Source organism: Cellulosimicrobium cellulans (genome assembly GCF_016921195.1).
Lineage (GTDB): Bacteria > Actinomycetota > Actinomycetes > Actinomycetales > Cellulomonadaceae > Cellulosimicrobium > Cellulosimicrobium cellulans_F.
Map to the genome: position 1 here is coordinate 261,340 of NZ_JAFGYF010000002.1, position 16,839 is coordinate 278,178.

Annotated in this window: 13 protein-coding genes; 8 read left to right on the forward strand and 5 right to left on the reverse strand. The window is 71.9% G+C overall.

Annotated elements, in window-relative coordinates:
* Positions 1-54 precede the first annotated feature (54 nt).
* Positions 55-1,533 carry a 30S ribosomal protein S1 gene (gene rpsA, locus JN535_RS06125; RefSeq protein ID WP_205203769.1) on the forward strand — a complete coding sequence of 493 codons (1,479 nt, stop codon included), beginning with the start codon at positions 55-57 and terminating at the stop codon, positions 1,531-1,533.
* A gap of 114 nt (positions 1,534-1,647) precedes the next feature.
* Here the strand turns inward: rpsA and JN535_RS06130 are convergent, their stop codons facing one another.
* Complete coding sequence (locus JN535_RS06130) at positions 1,648-3,558, reverse strand: ABC transporter ATP-binding protein (RefSeq protein WP_205203771.1); 1,911 nt, start codon at positions 3,556-3,558, stop codon at positions 1,648-1,650.
* Positions 3,559-3,714: 156 nt separating this feature from the next.
* On the opposite strand from JN535_RS06130, the gene JN535_RS06135 reads away from it, so the two are divergent.
* The 3 genes from JN535_RS06135 to JN535_RS06145 are packed head-to-tail and all read left to right on the forward strand — an operon-like array spanning position 3,715 to position 5,578.
* Positions 3,715-4,263, forward strand: a complete 549-nt coding sequence (locus JN535_RS06135; RefSeq protein ID WP_205203773.1) for a MarR family winged helix-turn-helix transcriptional regulator — start codon at positions 3,715-3,717, stop codon at positions 4,261-4,263.
* Positions 4,264-4,322: 59 nt separating this feature from the next.
* Positions 4,323-4,964, forward strand: a complete 642-nt coding sequence (coaE, locus tag JN535_RS06140) for a dephospho-CoA kinase (protein ID WP_205203775.1) — start codon at positions 4,323-4,325, stop codon at positions 4,962-4,964.
* Positions 4,961-5,578, forward strand: a complete 618-nt coding sequence (locus tag JN535_RS06145) for a pyroglutamyl-peptidase I family protein (RefSeq protein ID WP_205203777.1) — start codon at positions 4,961-4,963, stop codon at positions 5,576-5,578. Before coaE ends, JN535_RS06145 begins: the two co-directional genes overlap by 4 nt.
* A gap of 72 nt (positions 5,579-5,650) precedes the next feature.
* Here the strand turns inward: JN535_RS06145 and JN535_RS06150 are convergent, their stop codons facing one another.
* Positions 5,651-6,997: a choice-of-anchor A family protein gene (locus JN535_RS06150; RefSeq protein WP_205203779.1), complete on the reverse strand. Its 1,347-nt coding sequence runs from the start codon at positions 6,995-6,997 to the stop codon at positions 5,651-5,653.
* Positions 6,998-7,243: 246 nt separating this feature from the next.
* Here JN535_RS06150 and uvrB point away from each other — a divergent pair, with 246 nt between their 5' ends.
* The 3 genes from uvrB (at position 7,244) to JN535_RS06165 (ending at position 11,772) form a co-directional block, all read left to right on the forward strand.
* On the forward strand, positions 7,244-9,352 hold the full coding sequence (gene uvrB / locus JN535_RS06155; protein WP_205203781.1) for an excinuclease ABC subunit UvrB: 2,109 nt from the start codon (positions 7,244-7,246) through the stop codon (positions 9,350-9,352).
* A 285-nt stretch (positions 9,353-9,637) separates the two neighbouring features.
* Complete coding sequence (locus JN535_RS06160; RefSeq protein WP_205203783.1) at positions 9,638-10,642, forward strand: TerC family protein; 1,005 nt, start codon at positions 9,638-9,640, stop codon at positions 10,640-10,642.
* On the forward strand, positions 10,642-11,772 hold the full coding sequence (locus JN535_RS06165) for a TerC family protein (RefSeq protein ID WP_205203785.1): 1,131 nt from the start codon (positions 10,642-10,644) through the stop codon (positions 11,770-11,772). Before JN535_RS06160 ends, JN535_RS06165 begins: the two co-directional genes overlap by 1 nt.
* A gap of 203 nt (positions 11,773-11,975) precedes the next feature.
* Here JN535_RS06165 and JN535_RS06170 read toward each other — a convergent pair whose 3' ends face one another.
* Both JN535_RS06170 and JN535_RS06175 read right to left on the reverse strand, forming a co-directional pair.
* Entirely contained in the window at positions 11,976-12,275 is a 300-nt protein-coding gene (locus JN535_RS06170; RefSeq protein WP_205203787.1) for a YciI family protein, read from the reverse strand.
* A 62-nt stretch (positions 12,276-12,337) separates the two neighbouring features.
* The gene (locus JN535_RS06175; RefSeq protein WP_205203789.1) at positions 12,338-13,045 is read right to left on the reverse strand and encodes an MBL fold metallo-hydrolase; all 708 of its coding nucleotides are present in this window, start codon (positions 13,043-13,045) and stop codon (positions 12,338-12,340) included.
* A gap of 165 nt (positions 13,046-13,210) precedes the next feature.
* On the opposite strand from JN535_RS06175, the gene uvrA reads away from it, so the two are divergent.
* Positions 13,211-16,201, forward strand: a complete 2,991-nt coding sequence (gene uvrA, locus JN535_RS06180; protein ID WP_307868290.1) for an excinuclease ABC subunit UvrA — start codon at positions 13,211-13,213, stop codon at positions 16,199-16,201.
* Between the two features lie 65 nt (positions 16,202-16,266).
* Here uvrA and JN535_RS06185 read toward each other — a convergent pair whose 3' ends face one another.
* The gene (locus JN535_RS06185; RefSeq protein WP_205203807.1) at positions 16,267-16,752 is read right to left on the reverse strand and encodes an OsmC family protein; all 486 of its coding nucleotides are present in this window, start codon (positions 16,750-16,752) and stop codon (positions 16,267-16,269) included.
* Positions 16,753-16,839 lie beyond the last annotated feature (87 nt).

Below are 16,839 nucleotides of genomic sequence, written 5' to 3' on the forward strand. Positions count from 1 at the left end.
GCCGAGAACCCTACCCGCTCGACTACACCTGTCCGCATCGGAGCATCGAACTCAATGACCATCTCTACCCCCGCGAAGTCCGCACCCCAGGTTGCCGTCAACGACATCGGCACCGAGGAGGACTTCCTCGCCGCCGTTGACGCGACCATCAAGTACTTCAACGACGGCGACATCGTCGAAGGCACGATCGTCAAGGTGGACCGCGACGAGGTCCTCCTCGACATCGGCTACAAGACCGAGGGCGTCATCCCCTCCCGCGAGCTGTCGATCAAGCACGACGTGGACCCCGGCGAGGTCGTCAACGTCGGCGACGCGGTCGAGGCCCTCGTCCTCCAGAAGGAGGACAAGGAAGGCCGTCTGATCCTGTCCAAGAAGCGCGCCCAGTACGAGCGCGCCTGGGGCACGATCGAGAAGATCAAGGAGGAGGACGGCGTCGTCACCGGCACCGTCATCGAGGTCGTCAAGGGTGGTCTCATCCTCGACATCGGCCTCCGTGGCTTCCTCCCGGCCTCCCTGGTGGAGATGCGTCGCGTCCGCGACCTCCAGCCGTACGTCGGCAAGGAGATCGAGGCGAAGATCATCGAGCTCGACAAGAACCGCAACAACGTCGTCCTCTCGCGCCGCGCCTGGCTCGAGCAGACGCAGTCCGAGGTCCGCTCCACCTTCCTGCAGACGCTGCAGAAGGGCCAGGTGCGCCCCGGTGTCGTCTCCTCGATCGTCAACTTCGGTGCGTTCGTGGACCTCGGCGGCGTCGACGGCCTCGTGCACGTCTCCGAGCTGTCCTGGAAGCACATCGACCACCCGTCCGAGGTCGTCGAGGTCGGCCAGGAGGTCACGGTCGAGGTCCTCGACGTCGACTTCGACCGCGAGCGCGTCTCGCTGTCGCTCAAGGCGACGCAGGAGGACCCGTGGCAGACGTTCGCCCGGACCCACGCGATCGGTCAGGTCGTGCCGGGCAAGGTCACCAAGCTCGTCCCGTTCGGTGCGTTCGTGCGCGTCGAGGACGGCATCGAGGGCCTCGTGCACATCTCGGAGCTGGCCGTGCGCCACGTCGAGCTGCCGGAGCAGGTCGTCAACGTCGGTGACGAGGTCTTCGTCAAGGTCATCGACATCGACCTCGAGCGCCGTCGCATCTCGCTGTCGCTCAAGCAGGCCAACGAGGGCGTCGACCCGGAGTCGGACGACTTCGACCCCGCGCTCTACGGCATGGCCGCCGAGTACGACGAGCAGGGGAACTACAAGTACCCCGAGGGCTTCGACCCGGAGACCAACGAGTGGCTCGAGGGCTTCGAGGCGCAGCGCGAGGCCTGGGAGGCGGAGTACGCCAAGGCGCACGAGCGCTGGGAGGCGCACCGCAAGCAGGTCGCCGAGGCCGTCAAGGCCGACTACGACGCCGCGTCGGGCGACTCGGGCTCCTCGAGCTCCGCGTCCTCGAGCACGTCCTACTCGTCGGCCCCGGCCGCCGAGGCCACGGGCACGCTCGCGTCGGACGAGGCGCTCGCCGCGCTCCGCGAGAAGCTCACCGGCAACTGATCTCCCCTGACGCTCCGCCGTCGGGCGGAACCGTCGCAGGTCGCACGAAGGCCCGCCACCCGCTGGGTGGCGGGCCTTCGCCGTACTCGGCGTTCGACAACCGCATGCTCGGTGTCAGGCCACGGGCACGGAGGGCGAGTCCGCGAACTGCGTCCGGTAGAGCGCGGCGTACCGGCCGTCACGGGCGAGCAGCTCTGTGTGCGTGCCCGTCTCGACGACGCGGCCGGCGTCGAGGACGACGATGAGGTCCGCCTCGCGCACGGTCGAGAGCCGGTGCGCGATGACGAGCGACGTGCGCCCGCGCAGCGCCTCGGCGAGCGCCGCCTGGACCGCCGCCTCGGAGCCGGAGTCGAGGTGCGCCGTCGCCTCGTCGAGGACGACGAGCTGCGGCGCCTTGAGGAAGACGCGGGCGATGGCCAGTCGCTGGCGCTCGCCGCCGGACATCCGGTAGCCGCGGTCGCCCACGACGGTGTCCATCCCCGACGGCAGCGCCGCGACGACGTCCCACACGTGCGCGCGCCGCAGCGCGGCCTCGAGCTCGGCGTCGGTCGCGTCCGGCTTGGCGTACCGGAGGTTCTCCGCGATGGAGTCGTGGAAGAGGTGGGCCTCCTGCGTAACCACGCCGACGGCGTCGTGCAGGCTCTCCTGCGTGACCTCGCGCAGGTCGCGACCGGCGATCCGCACGTGGCCCGCACTCGGGTCGTACATGCGGGTGACGAGCTGGGACACGGTCGTCTTGCCCGCCCCGGACGAGCCGACGAGCGCGACCATCGCCCCCGCGGGGACGGCGAACGAGACGTCGCGCAGCGTGTCCGTCGTAGGGTCCGTCCCCTCGACGGCGACCGACTCGAGCGACGCGAGGGAGACCTCGGACGCGCTCGGGTAGCGGAACGTCACGCCGTCCAGCTCGAGGCTCGCGCCGTCCCGTTCGATGTCCGCGGCGAGGTCGTGGGCGTCGGGCGCGTCCGTGACCGTCGGCTCGAGGTCGAGCACCTCGAGCACGCGCTCGAAGCTCACGAGCGCGGTCATGACGTCCACCTGGACGTTGGACATGGCGGTCAGCGGGCCGTAGAGGCGCCCGAGGTAGGCGGTGAGCGCGACGACGGTGCCGACCGTCAGCGTGCCGGAGATCGCCATGACGCCGCCGAGCCCGTAGACGATCGCGACGGCGACCGAGGCGACGACGGTGAGGCCCACGCGGAAGACCGTGCCGTACATGGCCTGCTTCACGCCGATGTCGCGGACGCGGCGGGCCTGGGTGGCGAACCGGGAGGACTCGCGGCCCGGGTCGCCGAAGACCTTGACGAGGTGGGCCCCCGCGACGTTGAACCTCTCGTTCATGGTCTGCGCCGCCTCGGCGTTGAGCTCGTAGCTCTCGCGCGTGATCGCGGCGAGGCGCTTGCCGACCCAGCGGGCCGGGAGCACGAACGCAGGCAGCAGCGTCAGGGCGAGGAGCGTGAGCTGCCAGGACATGGAGAGCATCGCGGCGAGGACGAACACCACGGTGAGGAGGTTCGAGAAGACGTTGGAGAGCGTCGAGGTGAACGCCTGCTGCGCGCCGAGGACGTCGCCGTTGAGACGCTGGAGGAGCGCCCCGGTCCGGGTGCGGCTGAAGAACGCGAGCGGCATGCGCTGCACGTGGTCGAACACGGCGGTGCGCAGGTCGACGATGAGACCTTCGCCGATGCGCGAGGAGAACCAGCGCTGGGCGACGCCGAGGGCGCCGGAGAGCACCGCGAGCCCCGCGGCGACGAGCGACAGCGCGACGACGACGCCGACGTCCCCGGCGGTGATGCCGTCGTCGATGATCCGCTGGAAGAGCAGGGGCGTGACCGCGCCCGCGGCGGCGTCGATCGAGATGAGCACGAGGAAGGCCGCGAGCTGGCGACGGTAGGGCCGGGCGAACGTGAGGACGCGTCGGATCGTGCCGCGGCGCAGCCGGCGAGAGGCGACGGAGGAGTCCTGGCGGAACGAGCGCATGCCGCGCCCGCCGCCGGAGCCGGGAAGGGGGGAGGTAAAAGACATGGGGCCTCCTGGGTGGGGGAGGGGCGCGTCGTCCGTGGCGGTCCGGGCCTGCCGGCGGGCGCGGTCTGGTGGCCGCAGGCGCGCGAAATCGATAGTGAGTCTACCTCACTATGAGTGCTTGCCACAAGTGGTTCCTCCGCGGGTACGCTCGGTCTCGTGACGAGCGATGCGACACCGCGCGCCGCGACCGGCGTGCCCCTCACCGGCACGGCCTCGACGACCGACGAGGCGGGGGAGTTCCTCGCACTCCTCCACGGGGCGCTGCGCACCGTGCGCCGCGAGGCGAGCGAACGGCTCGAGCCGGCGGGGACGACTCCCGGCCAGTTCCGCATGCTGCGCTTCCTCGCGCGGTGCGACGGGCCCTGCCGTCTGGGCGCGGTCGCGTCCGCGCTCGACGTCGCGCCGCGCTCGGTGACGTCCAAGGTGGACGACGCGGAGCAGGCGGGGCTCGTCCGGCGCACACCGGACCCGTACGACCGGCGGGCCACCCTCGTCGAGCTCACCCCGCGCGGGCGCGACGTCGTCGAGCAGGTCGGTGCGGAGCGGTCGTCCAGCGCGGGGACGATGCTCGCCCGTCTCGACGCCGCCGAGCGTGCCGAGCTCCTCCGGCTACTGCGCGCGGTCGCGGGAGAGCGGGACGTCGACCCGCGGCGTCCGGAGGCGGACGCCGGCGAGAACGCGAGCGGGTCGCGCGGCCACCGCTGAGCGGTCATGACGCCCCGACGTCCTCGGCGGGGCCACGCTGCGGCTGGCAGGATGGGCGCATGTTTCGCATCGGGCTGACCGGAGGAATCGCGGCGGGGAAGTCCGTCGCGCTCGCACGCTTCGCCGAGCTCGGCGCCGTGGTCGTGGACTACGACCGTCTCGCGCGGGATGCCGTCGCACCCGGGACGGTCGGCCTCGACGAGGTCGTCGAGGCCTTCGGGCCGGGCGTCCTCGACCGCGACGGCGCGCTCGACCGGGCTGCGCTGGGGAGCGTCGTGTTCGGCGACGACGGCGCGCGCGAGCGGCTCAACGCGATCGTCCACCCCGAGGTGCGCCGGCTCGCGGCCGAGCGCGAGGCCGCTGCGGGGGCGGCCGACCCTCGAGCCGTCGTCGTGCACGACATCCCGCTCCTCGTCGAGACGGGGGACCCGGCGCGGTTCCACTGCGTCGTGGTCGTGCACACGCCCGAGGACGTGCGGGTGAGCCGGCTCGTCGAGGGGCGCGGCCTGACGGAGGACGAGGCCCGGGCGCGCCTCGCCGCGCAGGCCGACGACGCGTCGCGCCTCGCCGCCGCGGACGTCACGCTCGACGGGTCCGGCCCGCCCGAGGCGCTGCGGGCGCAGGTCGACGAGCTGTGGGTGCGGGTGCGGGCCGAGGTCGACGCGGAGGTCCGGGCCGAGCTCGAGGAGCACGAGGCGTGACGGTCGTCGTCAGCGGGTTCGAGCCGTTCGACGGTGCAGGCGGCAACCCGTCGTGGGAGACTGCCGCGCGGCTCGCCGAGCGGGGGCAGGAGCTCGTGGGTGATCGTGTGGTGGCCGTGCGGCTCCCCGTGACGTTCGGTGGCGCGTGGCAGGTGCTCGACGCGGCGATCCGTGCCCACGACCCGGACGTCGTGGTCGCCCTCGGCCTCGCGGGTGGGGCGACCCGCGTGCGCCTGGAGCGGGTCGCGGTCAACGTGCGTGACGCCCGGATCCCCGACAACGGGGGAGCGCAGCCGGTCGACGTCCCGGTGGTCGCCGGCGCGCCGGTCGGGTACTGGTCGACGCTCCCGCTCAAGGCGTCGCTCGCCGCGATCCGGGCGGCGGACGTCCCGGTGGAGGTGTCGAGCACGGCGGGGACGTACGTGTGCAACGACGTCTTCTACGCCCTCATGCACCACTGGGGTGCCGGGCCGGGACGGCGAGCCGGGTTCGTCCACGTCCCCGGGTCCGACGTCGTCCCGATCGAGGATCAGGCCATGGCCGTGGCCGCCGTCGTGCGGCACGCGCTCCTCGGGACCCCCGACCCCGTCCTCGCGGGCGGCACGGAGAGCTGACCCGAGCGCGGGGACGCCGAGGGCCCGGCAGGTCGTCCTGCCGGGCCCTCGGTGCGTGCTCGTGCCCGAGCGTCAGCTGGTCGCGCGCCGCCGCCCCACGACGAGGATCGTCGCGCCACCGGCGAGCAGCAGCGCGGCCACCACGGCCAGCACGACGACCGAGCCGCCCGTCGTCGCGAGGCCGCTCTCCGGCGCGTCGGAACCCTTCTCGGCCGGCGCGGGGGGCGCGTCGACGCCGGGGGCAGGAGTCTCGGCAGCAGGGGTCGCCTCCACGGAGGGTTCGCCCGGCTCCACGGTCCCCGGGGTCTCCTCGGTCGTCGGCGGCGTGGTCACGTCCTCGCCCGGGACGGGGCCCTCCGGCGAGGGCTCGGGCTTCGGCTCCTCGACGAACGGCGTCGACTCGCACGGGCCGGCGAACGGGTAGTTGTGGTGCTCGATGCCGGCGCCCCCGGTGTAGGAGACGGCGCCGTTCGACAGGATGCGCCCGTTGGTCGAGGTCGCGACGGTGAGGGTCGCGTCCGTGCGCGGGACGACGATCGTCCCGGGGAACTGGTCGTTCGTGCCGAGCCTCACCTGCGTCGCGTCGGGGAAGCTCCAGAGGAAGTGCGCCGAGAGGTACTGGGTGTCCTGGTGCACGCGCACGCCGCCGTACTCCACGTGCTTCAGGCCCGGCACGTCCACGGTGGACCCGGTGACGGTGAGGAGCACCGGCCCGGTCCCGGTGACGTACAGGGTGCTCAGGGTCGACGCCTGGTCGGCCGTCAGCGTGTACCGGGCGCCGGCCTCGACCGTCAGGACGCCGCCGCGAGGCGTGGCCGCGACGGCGCCCTCGGCCGCGTCGGCCGCCAGGCCCGTCACGAGCGCGGGGAGCGCCGTGTAGGGGCGCAGCGCCGTGTCGCGGCCGACGCCCTGCGTGACGGTGCCCGCGCGGCCGGAGGCGTTGCGGCTCTCGGTGCTCGGGGTCGCGCCGGTGATCGCGCCGCCGACGACGACGTTGCCGCCGCTCGACGCGTGGAAGCCCACCTGGGTGTCGGCCGCGGTCGCGAGGTCGCCGCCGACCACGAGCATGTCGGTCCCGCCCGGCGGGGTGATCGCCGAGCCACCGCCACCAGCCGTGCCGATGTTCAGGCTGGCGGCGCCGGAGAGGTCGGCGTCCCCGCCGACGACGACACGGCCCTCGAGCTCGGTCGCCGTCGTGACGGTGAGGTCGCCCCCTGCCCAGATGCCGACGCCTGCGTCCTCCACGGCGGTGAGCTCGTACACGCCGACCGGTCGCGTGGACGGGTCCGCGGTGCAGACGTCGTCGGCGGTGACCGTCGGCGCGGCCGCGGCGGGGGCGGCGACGCCGACGGCGGTCAGGGCGAGCGTGGCGAGGCTGAGCAGGGGGATTCCGCGGGGGCGCGCGGGGTGCAGGCGCATGGTGTCGGCTCCAGGTCGAAGGTTCGCTAGCGGTGCTGACTTACTGCGGACGGACTCCGTCGCCCGTGATCCGTGCTGTCGTGCTGCTCCATGGGCGTCGGGGAGCGCGGCAGGGTCGAGGCGACCCTAGGGGTTCCGAATGACGCCTTCCAAATTACGTCGAGGTGATTTCACCGGGCTGCGCGGAGTGTCGCCTCGACCGTGCCCCGGGGGACTCGTGTGGGTGGCTCGACGTACCGTGGAGTCATGCGTCCCGTGACCGATCTCCAGCGCGCCACCGCCCCGTTCGAGGTCATCTCCGAGTACCAGCCGTCGGGCGACCAGCCGACGGCGATCGCGGACCTCTCGCAGCGCATCCGCGCGGGGGAGAAGGACGTCGTGCTCCTCGGCGCGACCGGCACGGGCAAGTCGGCCACGACGGCGTGGCTCATCGAGGAGCTGCAACGCCCGACGCTGGTCATGGCGCCCAACAAGACCCTCGCGGCGCAGCTCGCGACGGAGTTCCGGGAGCTGCTGCCCAACAACGCGGTCGAGTACTTCGTCTCGTACTACGACTACTACCAGCCCGAGGCCTACATCGCGCAGACGGACACCTACATCGAGAAGGACTCGTCCATCAACGACGAGGTCGAGCGGCTGCGGCACTCGGCCACGAGCTCGCTGCTCACCCGACGCGACGTCGTCGTGGTCGCCTCGGTGTCCTGCATCTACGGCCTCGGGACGCCGCAGGAGTACGTCGACCGCATGGTCCGGCTCGACGTCGGCATGCAGGTCGAACGCGACGACCTGCTGCGCCAGTTCGTGACCATGCAGTACACGCGCAACGACATGGCGTTCACGCGCGGCACGTTCCGCGTGCGGGGAGACACCGTCGAGATCATCCCGGTGTACGAGGAGCTCGCGGTCCGCATCGAGTTCTTCGGCGACGAGATCGAGAGCATCCAGACCCTGCACCCGCTGACGGGCGAGGTGATCCGGTCCGAGCCGAGCATCCACCTGTTCCCGGCGACGCACTACGTCGCAGGCCCGGAGCGCATGGAACGCGCGATCTCCTCGATCGAGGCGGAGCTCGCGGAGCGGCTCGACGAGCTCGAGCGGCAGAACAAGCTGCTCGAGGCGCAGCGGCTGCGCATGCGCACGACGTACGACATCGAGATGATGCGCCAGATCGGCACCGCGTCCGGGATCGAGAACTACTCGCGGCACATCGACGGGCGTGAGCCCGGCTCGCCGCCGAACACGCTGCTCGACTACTTCCCGGAGGACTTCCTCCTCGTCATCGACGAGTCGCACGTGACCGTGCCGCAGATCGGGGCGATGTTCGAGGGCGACATGTCGCGCAAGCGCAGCCTCGTGGACCACGGGTTCCGCCTGCCGAGCGCGATGGACAACCGGCCGCTGCGCTGGGAGGAGTTCGTCGAGCGCATCGGCCAGACCGTCTACCTGTCGGCTACCCCGGGCGACTACGAGCTCTCGATGGCGGACGGCGTCGTGGAGCAGATCATCCGTCCGACCGGCCTCGTCGACCCCGAGGTGATCGTCAAGCCCACGACGGGCCAGATCGACGACCTGCTGCACGAGATCCGCGAGCGCGTCGAGCGTGACGAGCGCGTGCTCGTGACGACGCTCACCAAGAAGATGGCGGAGGACCTCACCGACTACCTGCTCGAGAAGGACGTCCGGGTCCGCTACCTGCACTCGGAGGTCGACACGCTGCGGCGCGTCGAGCTCCTGCGCGAGCTGCGCCTCGGCGAGTACGACGTCCTGGTCGGCATCAACCTGCTGCGCGAGGGGCTCGACCTGCCCGAGGTGTCGCTCGTCGCGATCCTCGACGCCGACAAGGAGGGCTTCCTGCGGTCGCCCAAGTCGCTCATCCAGACGATCGGCCGCGCGGCCCGCAACGTCTCGGGCCAGGTGCACATGTACGCGGACAAGGTCACGCCGGCGATGGCCGCGGCGATCGAGGAGACCGAGCGCCGCCGCGAGCGGCAGATCGCGTACAACACGGAGCACGGCGTCGACCCGACCCCGCTGCGCAAGCGGATCTCCGACGTGACGGACATGCTCGCGCGCGAGGACGTCGACACGGCCGAGCTGCTCGCCGGCGGGTACCGGCAGCCGGGCAAGGGCGCGAAGGGCAAGGCGCCGGTGCCCGGCGCGCCCAAGGAGGGCGCGTCGTCGGGCAACCGGCTCGCGGGCGCCGCGGCGAGCGACCTCGCCGAGCTCATCCAGGAGCTCAGCGACCAGATGCACGCGGCCGCGGGCGAGCTGCAGTTCGAGCTCGCCGCCCGGTTGCGCGACGAGATCTCGGGCCTCAAGAAGGAGCTGCGGCAGATGCAGGCCGCGACCGCCTGAGCGGCGGCCGTCTCGGGGCCCGTGCGCGCACCGCCTACCGGCGCCCGAGGAACAGTCCACGGTGGTGTGGTGTTGTCACCTCAGGAGGAGCGATGGCCTATGCTGGCTCCTCGTTGAAGGGGAGTATTCCTCCGCGGTGATGTCGTCATCACGGCCGGCGCAGTCGTCGGCCCGGTGTCACCGGTCCCGCAACCACCAGCCCGCGTCCCGTGCGGGTGCGCGTGGCGGTGCGTGGCGGAAGAGACCTTCGGTACACAGTGCTCCCCACGTACCGGAGGAATCTTCATGGATGTGCCTGTCTGGGTCTGGCTCGTCACCATCGGCGTGATCCTCGCGATGCTCGCCGTCGACTACGTCGGCCACGTGCGCACCCCGCACGCCCCGAGCCTGCGCGAGGCGACCTGGTGGTCCGCCGGCTACGTCGCCGTCGCGGTCGCCTTCGGCGGGATCGTCTGGGCCGTCTGGGGTTCGACCTACGGCGGCGAGTACTTCGCCGGCTACATCACCGAGAAGAGCCTGTCGGTCGACAACCTCTTCGTGTTCGTCCTCATCATGACGAGCTTCCGCGTCCCCCGGCTCTACCAGCAGAAGGTGCTGCTCATCGGCATCACGATCGCGCTGATCCTGCGGACGATCTTCATCTTCCTCGGCGCCGCCCTGATCGAGAACTTCAGCTGGATCTTCTACGTCTTCGGCGCGTTCCTGCTCTACACCGCCTGGACGCAGGTCAAGGCGGGCTCGGGCCACGACGAGGAGTTCCACGAGAACGGCGCGCTGAGGCTGACCCGCCGGCTGTTCCCGACGACGGAGACGTACGTCGAGGACAAGATGACGGCGAAGATCGACGGCAAGCGCTACATCACCCCGATGCTCATCGTCATGATCGCGATCGGCAGCGCCGACCTCCTCTTCGCGGTCGACTCGATCCCCGCGATCTTCGGTCTCACGCAGGAGACCTACCTGGTCTTCGCCGCCAACGCGTTCTCGCTGCTCGGCCTGCGCCAGCTCTACTTCCTCATCGACGGACTCCTCGACCGTCTCGTCTACCTCGCGTACGGCCTCGCGGCGATCCTCGGCTTCATCGGCGTCAAGCTGCTCATCCACGCGCTGCACAAGAACGAGGTGCCGTTCATCAACGGCGGTGAGCACATCACCGTCATCCCGGAGATCCCGACCGCGCTGTCCCTCGGGTTCATCGTCGTCGTGCTCACGATCACCACGGTCGCGAGCCTCGCCAAGGACCGCGCCGACCGTCGGCGCTCCGTCGAGAGCTCGGAGGGCTCACGCTGATGGTTCACGAGCTCCCGGTCTGGTTCGAGTGGGCGTCGTTGTCGGCGCTCGCGGTGCTGCTCCTCGTCGACCTGTTCGTCGTGGGGCGCCGCCCGCACGTCCCCTCGATGCGCGAGAGCGCGCTGTGGGTCGGCTTCTACGTCGCGCTCGCCCTCGTCTTCGGGGCGATCGTGGGCGCGGTCGGCGGGGCGGCTCCGGCCGGTGAGTTCTACGCGGGGTGGCTCACGGAGTACAGCCTCTCCGTGGACAACCTCTTCGTCTTCGTCATCATCATGGCGAGGTTCGCGGTGCCGCGGGACCAGCAGCAGCGCGTGCTGATGGTCGGCATCATCGTCGCGCTCGTCCTGCGCGGGGCGTTCATCCTCGCCGGCGCCGCGATCATCGCGCAGTTCGTGTGGGTGTTCTACCTCTTCGGGGCCTTCCTCATCTACACGGCGATCAAGCTCGTGGCGGGCGGGGACGAGCCCGAGGAGTACCACGAGAACCGCGCCGTGCGGGCGCTGCGCCGCGTCCTGCCGCTGGGCACGCAGTACGACGGCGGCCGGCTGCGCACGGTCGAGGACGGCAAGCGGGTGTTCACCCCGCTCGTCGTCGTGTTCCTCGCGATCGGCAGCACCGACCTGCTCTTCGCGTTCGACTCGATCCCGGCGATCTTCGGGCTCACCCAGGACCCGTTCATCGTCTTCACGACGAACGTCTTCGCGCTCATGGGCCTGCGCCAGCTCTACTTCCTGCTGGGCGGTCTGCTCGAGCGGCTCGTCTACCTGCCGATCGGTCTCGCGGTGATCCTCGGGTTCATCGGCGTGAAGCTCGTCCTCGAGGCGCTGCACGAGAACACGCTGCCGTTCATCAACGGCGGCGAGCATCTCGACGCCGTGCCGACGGTCCCGATCTGGCTGTCGCTCGTCGTGATCATCGGTGCGCTCGCCGTCACCACGGTCGCGAGCCTCCTGCGCACGCGGGCGCTGCACGCCCAGGACGACTCCGCCGAGAGGGCCGCGACGGGCGGTGCTGCCACCGTCGTGGAGGACGCGGCCGAGGAGCCCGAGGGCGATGCCGTGGACGGGGGCGCGCCGGTCGGCGAGGCACCGCCGTGGGGCACGGGTCCGCAGGACGGCGCCGCGCGATAGCGCGGGCCCGACGAGCTGCGGGCGAGACGGGGCCGACCCGGTCCGACAGGTCCCGTGGTTCGCGCCCGGCCGCGCGCACGGCGGTCGGCACCATGCTGTCGCTGCACGGCGACCGTCGGCTCCGCGAGCTCGTGGCCGCCGCGGATCGGCCACGGCATCGGTACGGTCGGCGCCGGGACCGCCCCACACGGGCGCGACGCTGGTCAGGCGCGGTCGGCCCAGTCGCCGATGACCGGTGCCCACGGGCGGACCGTGCGCTCGGCGACGAGGCCCGCCCGCCCGAACGGGTCCTCGTCGAGGACCGCTGCGACCGCGTCGGGCGACTCCCCGTCGAGGACGAGGAGGGCACCTGCGGGTGCTCCCTCGTGCGCGGGCAGCGGACCGGACGCCAGCAGCGTGCCCCGGGCGTGAAGCGCGCCCAAGAACGCGCGGTGCTCCGGGCGCAGGGCGTCGAGCTCGGCGGTGCGGTCGGCGTAGACGTAGGTCACGGCGTGGATCGGCATACCGGCAGTGAAGCAGGCAGGCCCGACGGCGCGCGGTCGGGTCCGCACCTCGGTCGTCCGCGCTACCAGCCGCGCTCGCGCCACTCCCCGAGGTGCGGGCGTTCGGCGCCCAGGGTCGTGTCGGCGCCGTGCCCGGGGTAGACGCACGTGGCGTCGTCGAACCGGTCGAAGACCCGTTCGGCGACGTCGGAGAAGAGGGCGTCGAAGCGCGCGGGGTCACGGTCGGTGTTCCCGACCCCGCCCGGGAACAGCGAGTCGCCCGTGAAGAGGTGGACGCGTCCCGCCACCGCCTCGGGCTCCCGGACCTCGTCGGGCTCCCGGTAGGCGAGCGCGATCGACCCGGGCGTGTGCCCCCGCAGCGCGACGACGTCGAGCACGACGTCCCCGGCGCGGACGACGTCCCCGTGGCGGAGCCGTCGCGCGACGTGCACGTCGGTGGCCGCGGCGACGGCGTCGGCGTCCGCGTCGCCCACGACGACCGCGGCGCCCGTGACCGCGACGACGGACGCGAGCGCGCGCAGGTGGTCGGTGTGGCGGTGCGTCGTGACGACGACGTCGAGGCGCGCGCTGGGCGACCCCTCGCGGACGAGGGCCAGGACGTCGTCCGGCGCGTCCGCCGCGTCGATCAGGACCTGGGCGCCCGTGCGCCGGCACGTGAGCAGGTAGACGTCGTTCGCGAGCGGACCGACGGCGAGCTTGCGGATCTCGACCTCGTCGAGGCGGCGCACCTCGCTCGGCCCGCCCACGGCGACCTGTCCGGTGTACGTCATGCGGACAGTCTGCCCCGACGGGCGGCCCGTCCTCGCGCGACCTCCACCCTGGCGGCGACCGCGTGGTCACCTCCCGTGAGGCTCGGGTGAGCGTTCGTCGGTCGACCCGCGAAGGTGACGTCGAACACCTGTGCGATTGTGGGTGGTCGGTCGTACGATGCTGCGGTGAGCAATCGCCTCGTCATCTCCGGTGCCCGCGAGCACAACCTGCGCAACGTCGACCTCGACCTCCCGCGGGACAAGCTCATCGTCTTCACGGGGCTCTCCGGCTCGGGCAAGTCGTCGCTCGCCTTCGACACCATCTTCGCGGAGGGCCAGCGCCGCTACGTCGAGTCGCTGTCCGCGTACGCGCGCCAGTTCCTGGGTCAGATGGACAAGCCCGACGTCGACTTCATCGAGGGCCTGTCGCCCGCGGTGTCGATCGACCAGAAGTCGACCAACCGCAACCCGCGCTCGACCGTCGGCACCATCACCGAGGTCTACGACTACCTGCGCCTGCTGTTCTCGCGCGCCGGCACGCAGCACTGCCCCGTCTGCGGCGAGCGTGTGACCGCGCAGACGCCGCAGCAGATCGTGGACCGTCTCCTCGAGCTGCCGGAGGGCACGCGCTACCAGGTCCTCGCGCCGGTCGTCCGCGGGCGCAAGGGGGAGTACTCCGAGCTCTTCAAGGAGCTGCAGACCAAGGGCTTCGCGCGCGCCCGCGTCGACGGCGAGGTGCGCACGCTCACCGACGTCCCGGCGCTCGAGAAGAAGCTCAAGCACGACATCGAGGTCGTCGTCGACCGCCTCGTCGCGCGCGAGGGCGTGCAGCGCCGGCTCACCGACTCGGTCGAGACCGCTCTCGGCCTCGCGGGCGGCCTCGTCGTCATCGAGCTCGTCGACGCCGACGCGGACGACCCGGCGCGCGAGCGCCGCTTCTCCGAGAAGCGCGCGTGCCCCAACGACCACGAGCTCGCGCTCGACGAGATCGAGCCGCGCACGTTCTCCTTCAACGCGCCCTACGGTGCGTGCCCCGAGTGCACGGGCATCGGCTTCCGCCTCGAGGTCGACCCCGACCTCGTGGTGCCGGACGTGGAGAAGTCGCTGCGCGAGGGTGCCGTCGCGCCGTGGGCGCAGATCTCGTCGGAGTACTTCGAGCGCGTGCTCACGGCGCTCGCGGACGACCTCGGGTTCTCCATGGACACGCCGTGGCGGGCGCTGCCCGAGCGTGCGAGGAAGGCCGTGCTGCACGGGCAGAACCACCAGGTCCACGTGCGGTACAAGAACCGGTGGGGCCGCGAGCGGCAGTACTCGACCGGGTTCGAGGGCGTCATCACGTTCCTGGAGCGTCGGCACACGGAGACCGAGTCGGACTGGTCCAAGGAGAAGTACGAGGCCTTCATGCGTGAGGTCCCGTGCCCGGTCTGCCAGGGCGCACGCCTCAAGCCGGAGGTGCTCGCGGTCAAGGTCGGCGGCAAGTCGATCTGGGACGTCTGCCGCCTCCCGCTGCGCGAGGCCGCGGCGTTCCTCGGCGCGCTCGAGCTCGGCGCGCGCGAGCGCGCGATCGCGACCGAGGTGCTCAAGGAGATCGACGCACGGCTGGGCTTCCTGCTCGACGTCGGCCTCGACTACCTGTCGCTCGAGCGGCCCGCCGCGACGCTGTCCGGCGGCGAGGCACAGCGCATCCGGCTCGCGACGCAGATCGGGTCGGGGCTCGTCGGCGTCCTCTACGTCCTCGACGAGCCGAGCATCGGGCTGCACCAGCGCGACAACCGCCGCCTCATCGAGACGCTCACGCGTCTGCGCGACCTCGGGAACACGCTCATCGTCGTCGAGCACGACGAGGACACCATCCGTACCGCGGACTGGGTCGTCGACATCGGGCCGGGCGCGGGCGAGCACGGCGGGCGCGTCGTGCACTCCGGCGACTACGCGGGCCTGCTCGAGGCCCCGGAGTCGGTGACCGGCGCGTACCTCTCGGGCCGCCGCAGCATCCCGCTCCCCGCGCAGCGGCGTCCGACCGACCCGGGCCGCCAGGTGAAGGTCGTCGGGGCGCGCGAGCACAACCTCACGGGCATCGACGTGAGCTTCCCGCTCGGGACGTTCACGGCCGTGACCGGCGTGTCGGGCTCGGGCAAGTCGACGCTCGTGAACTCGATCCTCTACACCGTGCTCGCCAACGAGCTGAACGGGGCGCGCCAGGTCGCCGGGCGGCACACGCGCGTCACGGGCCTCGAGCACCTCGACAAGGTCGTGCACGTCGACCAGGGGCCGATCGGGCGCACGCCGCGGTCGAACCCGGCGACGTACACCGGGGTGTGGGACCACGTGCGCAAGCTCTTCGCGGAGACGACCGAGGCCAAGGTGCGCGGGTACACGCCCGGCCGCTTCTCGTTCAACGTCAAGGGCGGCCGCTGCGAGGCGTGCTCGGGCGACGGGACGCTGAAGATCGAGATGAACTTTCTGCCGGACGTCTACGTGCCGTGCGAGGTGTGCCACGGCGCGCGCTACAACCGCGAGACGCTCGAGGTCCACTTCAAGGGCAAGACGGTCGCGGACGTCCTGGACATGCCGATCGAGGAGGCCGCGGAGTTCTTCGCGGCCGTGCCCGCGATCTCGCGGCACCTCAAGACGCTCGTCGAGGTCGGTCTCGGCTACGTCCGCCTCGGCCAGCCGGCGCCGACGCTCTCCGGCGGCGAGGCGCAGCGCGTGAAGCTCGCGAGCGAGCTGCAGAAGCGTTCGACCGGTCGCACGATCTACGTGCTCGACGAGCCGACGACCGGCCTGCACTTCGAGGACATCCGCAAGCTGCTCGGGGTCCTGCAGTCGCTCGTCGACAAGGGCAACAGCGTGCTCGTCATCGAGCACAACCTCGACGTCATCAAGAGCGCGGACTGGGTCGTCGACATGGGACCCGAGGGCGGTTCGGGCGGCGGCAAGGTCGTCGCGCAGGGTACGCCCGAGCAGGTCGCGCGCGTCGAGGCGAGCCACACCGGTCGCTTCCTCGCGGAGATCCTCGACCAGCACGACCCCGTGCCCGTCGGCCCGGAGCCGGCGAGCCCGTCCCGTGCGCAGGCGCCCGCCGCGAAGGGTGCCAAGGGCAGGTCGGCCAAGGCCCGTCGCGCGACGGACGAGGGGTCGCGCGCGGGCACGCGGCGCAAGGCGTCCGCGGCCTGACGCCCGGGCGGCGCACCACGTCGGCGCCCGACGGCCGCCGGGCGCTCAGGCGGTCGTCCGGGCGATCACGCGGCCGCGCGCCGCGCCGGCGCGGGATCGACCAGCACGCGGAAGTTGACCGAGCGCGCGATGAAGCAGTGGTCGTGCGCGCGGTGGTGCAGGGTGGCGAGCGACGCCTCGTCGGTCCCGGGACCGTCGTCGACCACGACGCGCGGGTGCAGCGTCACGTCGGTGAACTGCCCCTCGCCCCCGGACTCGACGCGCATGGTGCCGGTGGCCTCGTCCACGTACTCGCGCACGACCACGCCCGCGGCCGCGGCGAGGTGGAGGAACCACAGCATGTGGCACTGCGAGAGGCTCGCGACGAACAGCTCCTCGGGGCTGTAGCGCGTCGGGTCGCCCCGGAACGCCGGGTCCGACGAGCCGGGCAACGGCGGTCGGCCCTCGAGCAGGACGTCGTGGTCGCGGCTGTAGGACGTGTAGGAGGACGTGCCCCTGTCACCGGCGCCGGTCCAGCGGACCGTGGCGGCGTACCCGTGCTGTGCGCTCATGGCCGCCACCCTAACGGGCGGTGACGAGCGTCACACCACGTCCCCGTCCGCCCTGGCCGACGTCCGCTCGCCATCCGTGCGCACCGC

What these genes read in the sequence shown, in the direction of transcription:
- rpsA (WP_205203769.1), top strand. Translation starts at nt 55, where the DNA reads ATGACCATCTCTACCCCCGCGAAGTCCGCACCCCAGGTTGCCGTCAAC.
- JN535_RS06170 (WP_205203787.1), bottom strand. Translation starts at nt 12,275, where the DNA reads ATGCCGATCCACGCCGTGACCTACGTCTACGCCGACCGCACCGCCGAG.
- JN535_RS06185 (WP_205203807.1), bottom strand. Translation starts at nt 16,752, where the DNA reads ATGAGCGCACAGCACGGGTACGCCGCCACGGTCCGCTGGACCGGCGCC.
- JN535_RS06175 (WP_205203789.1), bottom strand. Translation starts at nt 13,045, where the DNA reads ATGACGTACACCGGACAGGTCGCCGTGGGCGGGCCGAGCGAGGTGCGC.
- JN535_RS06160 (WP_205203783.1), top strand. Translation starts at nt 9,638, where the DNA reads ATGGATGTGCCTGTCTGGGTCTGGCTCGTCACCATCGGCGTGATCCTC.
- JN535_RS06150 (WP_205203779.1), bottom strand. Translation starts at nt 6,997, where the DNA reads ATGCGCCTGCACCCCGCGCGCCCCCGCGGAATCCCCCTGCTCAGCCTC.
- JN535_RS06165 (WP_205203785.1), top strand. Translation starts at nt 10,642, where the DNA reads ATGGTTCACGAGCTCCCGGTCTGGTTCGAGTGGGCGTCGTTGTCGGCG.
- coaE (WP_205203775.1), top strand. Translation starts at nt 4,323, where the DNA reads ATGTTTCGCATCGGGCTGACCGGAGGAATCGCGGCGGGGAAGTCCGTC.
- JN535_RS06130 (WP_205203771.1), bottom strand. Translation starts at nt 3,558, where the DNA reads ATGTCTTTTACCTCCCCCCTTCCCGGCTCCGGCGGCGGGCGCGGCATG.
- uvrB (WP_205203781.1), top strand. Translation starts at nt 7,244, where the DNA reads ATGCGTCCCGTGACCGATCTCCAGCGCGCCACCGCCCCGTTCGAGGTC.